We start from the raw sequence: 3,014 nt of genomic DNA, 5'->3' as shown, positions 1-3,014 counted from the left end.
GTAGCGCGGCGTCGCCGTCATAAACAGCCGCCGCCGAGCCTTGATGCGGTCGGCGTCGAGGACTGTGGCGAAGTCGGAGGACACCGGCCCGGCACAGTGGTGTGCCTTATCGGCTTTACCAACCGCTGAGCCGCAAATTATGCCGCTGAGCTGCGGCGATGCGTCGCTTACATGTTCGCGACGGGCAACGGTGTCGGTTCTGGTTTACGTCAAGTCCCTTGGGTGGTTGCGCGTCTTTGGGCGGTCAACGCCGCAAGTCCCAGGCCAGCGAACAGTGCCGCGCCGCCCCCGGCGAGGATCGCGCCGCGGGGCGATAATGTGTGGCGGCGGATGCCGTGGAGCGCTGCGATCATGTCTAGGGTGTCGGCGAGCAGACCGAGTTGCAATGCGCGGGTGCGCAATTGCGGTGCGGCAGTGTCCGTGATGGCTATGGCCAGCGTCAGTTCGCGGGACCCGAACAATTGGGTAGTGAAGGGCTGCTGGTGATCAGAGCCCAGCCCAAGGAGGCGCGCCGCCTTGTCCGGGGCAAGCCACGCACCCACGCCGGTGGCGAATCGCAGCGCGGCGAATACCGGGATGAGTGCGCTGTTCGGTGTCGAGTCCATACGAGCACCCTCTCCAACCAATGGCCCATCTGTCCAGAAATCGAAGGTGATGTGGCTGCGCAGCGTGTGGCGCAACTGGTCGGCTAACGGACGCGGGGCAGTTGGGTGGCGCGTTCCATGAAGGTGCCGTCAGGTGGGGTAAACCCGAATTTCTCGTAGAGGTTTTGTGCGTCGGCGGTGTGCAGCATCCACCGGAAGTTCCGGCCGGGGCCTTCGTCGATCATCACCTGCAATAGCCCTTGCCCGATTCCTCGGCCACGCTCCTCGCGGGAGACGTAGACGTCAGCCAGGTAGGCCATGGCGGCTCCGTCGGAGAAGGCGCGGCAAAAACCCACCATCTGACCGTCGACAGTGCGATACGCGCCGACAATCCGCCAGGCGCTGTCGAGTTGCTGCTCAAACATGTCGCGGGTGCGATATGTCGCCCAATACGCATGCTCGGTCAGCTGATGCCACAGCCAGTCGCGATCCAGACGCGCGTCGACTGTCGAAAACTCGACACCGTGCAGCTTCGACACTGTTTCTACTTCATTCCGCAAGTCCGCCCGGTCGTGCGTTACTCGACCCGCTGCAAGGCCTCAGCGGTGAGGTCGCCCAGGCTGGGATACCCGTCGACGGCCATGATCAGGTCAGCTTCAGCGAGCAACGAGCGCAGCACATGCACGACACCGTCGACCCCACCCAGTGCCAACCCATGTGCGTACGGCCGTCCGATGCCCACCGCGGTCGCTCCCAGGGCAACGGCCTTGATGATGTCTGCACCGCTGCGGATCCCTGAGTCGAACAGCACCGGCAGTCCGTCGGCGGCCTCCACCACCGCCGGCAGGCAGTCCAGTGCTGGCAGGCCGCCGTTGGCCTGGCGGCCGCCATGGTTGGAGCAGTAAATGCCGTCCACCCCAGCGTCTTTGGCGCGCCGCGCGTCGTCGGGGTGACAGATGCCCTTGACGATCAGCGGTAGGCGGGTCAGCGAGCGCAGCCACGGTATGTCGTCCCAGGTCAGCGGGGTGCTCCAGGTTTGCAACCAATGCTGCGTGGCGGCTTGCGGGTTCTGTTCGGGCGGCTCGGTCAGACGAGCCCGGAACACCGGATCGCTGGTGTAGTTGGTCAGGCTATGGCCGCGCAAGGGCGGAGAGTATGCCGTCGCCAGGTCACGTGGACGCCAGCCGGTCACCGGCTGGTCCAGGGTGACGACGATGGCCCGATATCCGGTAGCGTCAGCGCGCTGTACCAGGCTGGCGGCTAGTTCCTGGTCTTTGGGAACGTAGAGCTGGAAAAACCCTGGCGTACCACGGAATTCGGCCGCCACGTCCTCCAGCGGATCAGCAGCGAATACCGACGCCACCATCGGCACCCCGGTGATCGCGGCGGCGCGGGCGGTGGCCAGGTCGCCGTGGCCATCCTGAGCGCACATTCCGATGACGCCGATGGGCGCCATAAACACCGGAGCCGGCAACTTCATCCCGAACATCTCCACGGATAGGTCACGTTCGTTGGCTCCGACGAACATCCGTGGCACCAGCCCCCAGCGTTCGAACGCGGTCACGTTGGCCCGTTGGGTGCGTTCATCACCTGCGCCGCCGGCGACGTAGGCCCACACCGCCGGTGGCATCGCCGCAGACGCTTTGGCCTCTAGAGCGGCGTAGGCCATCGGCAGCGCCGGGGCCACCCCGTCCAGGCCCTGCAGATAGATCTCGGACTGATAGTCGCCAAATGCCATAGCCCTAGCCTGCCAGGCAAAGCGCTACGCCTGCCACTGCTTTTCCGCCGCCGCCGCGCGGCCGGAGCAACCGGATCAGCACCAGTCACCCGGGCCTCCGGCCGATCTCTGATCGTCACGCGTCGACAGGTCAAGAACAGCCGGCTGGCAGTGGGCGTTCTCGGCCGCTTCAACCTACGAGCCAGCCCGCCGGCACTACCGCCGGCGGCGCCCGCCATGCCGCCGCACCCCGGAAGCCTGTTTAACAAACTCCTCAGCCAGCTCTATTACTGCCTGCAGGAGCGCCAGCTATTTGACGGCGCCAAGGCATTTCCCGTACCACCGTTAGGCAGCGTAGGAGTCCGTCGCGTCCGGAATGTTGACCGTCTCTCTGGATGACGACAACGACGGCACCAGAACGAGGCTGCGTTGGGACTCCAGCTTCTCGGCGATGAACCGCGCAGTGAGTGTCTTGCCGGTGCCGCACGCCATGATGAGCTGGCCGCGGTCGGCGCTTTGGAACCCGCGGACTACATTGCGGATCGCCTCGCGCTGATAGTCCCGGGGTGTGGCGGGCTTCGGCGGCGGCGACGGCCGCAGTTGCTCCGGATCACCTGGCCAGTCCACCTCAGCGGTGAGCAAGGTGGACAAGCCGACGAGCCCGACTCCTTTCTCTTGGTCGTCGAGGGTTCGGCGGGCATTGGGACTCAGCC

The 3,014-nt window shown here is 65.5% G+C and carries 4 protein-coding genes and 1 pseudogene; 1 reads left to right on the top strand and 4 read right to left on the bottom strand.

Annotated features, from left to right (window positions below):
- Positions 1-209: 209 nt before the first annotated feature.
- The 3 genes from AC2VON_RS12030 to AC2VON_RS12020 all read right to left on the bottom strand — a co-directional run bounded on the left by AC2VON_RS12030 (position 210) and on the right by AC2VON_RS12020 (position 2,322).
- Positions 210-605 carry a hypothetical protein gene (locus AC2VON_RS12030; RefSeq protein ID WP_486953172.1) on the bottom strand — a complete coding sequence of 132 codons (396 nt, stop codon included), beginning with the start codon at positions 603-605 and terminating at the stop codon, positions 210-212.
- A gap of 83 nt (positions 606-688) precedes the next feature.
- Positions 689-1,123 (bottom strand): GNAT family N-acetyltransferase, encoded by a 435-nt coding sequence (locus AC2VON_RS12025; RefSeq protein ID WP_486953171.1) that lies wholly within the window; start codon positions 1,121-1,123, stop codon positions 689-691.
- Between the two features lie 38 nt (positions 1,124-1,161).
- Positions 1,162-2,322: an alpha-hydroxy-acid oxidizing protein gene (locus tag AC2VON_RS12020; RefSeq protein ID WP_486953170.1), complete on the bottom strand. Its 1,161-nt coding sequence runs from the start codon at positions 2,320-2,322 to the stop codon at positions 1,162-1,164.
- Positions 2,323-2,394: 72 nt separating this feature from the next.
- Here AC2VON_RS12020 and AC2VON_RS12015 point away from each other — a divergent pair.
- Positions 2,395-2,700 (top strand): annotated as a pseudogene (locus tag AC2VON_RS12015) (hypothetical protein); the annotation flags it as partial.
- Here AC2VON_RS12015 and AC2VON_RS12010 read toward each other — a convergent pair.
- Positions 2,647-3,014, bottom strand: a 368-nt coding sequence (locus AC2VON_RS12010) for a DEAD/DEAH box helicase family protein (RefSeq protein ID WP_486953169.1), incomplete at its 5' end; no start/stop codon positions are given. The pseudogene AC2VON_RS12015 and the gene AC2VON_RS12010 sit on opposite strands and share 54 nt — an antisense overlap.

It is taken from the genome of Mycobacterium sp. TH-M82 (assembly GCF_057473605.1).
The sequence above is the reverse complement of the archived record's forward strand: the minus strand, read 5'-3'. Positions and strand labels throughout refer to the sequence as shown.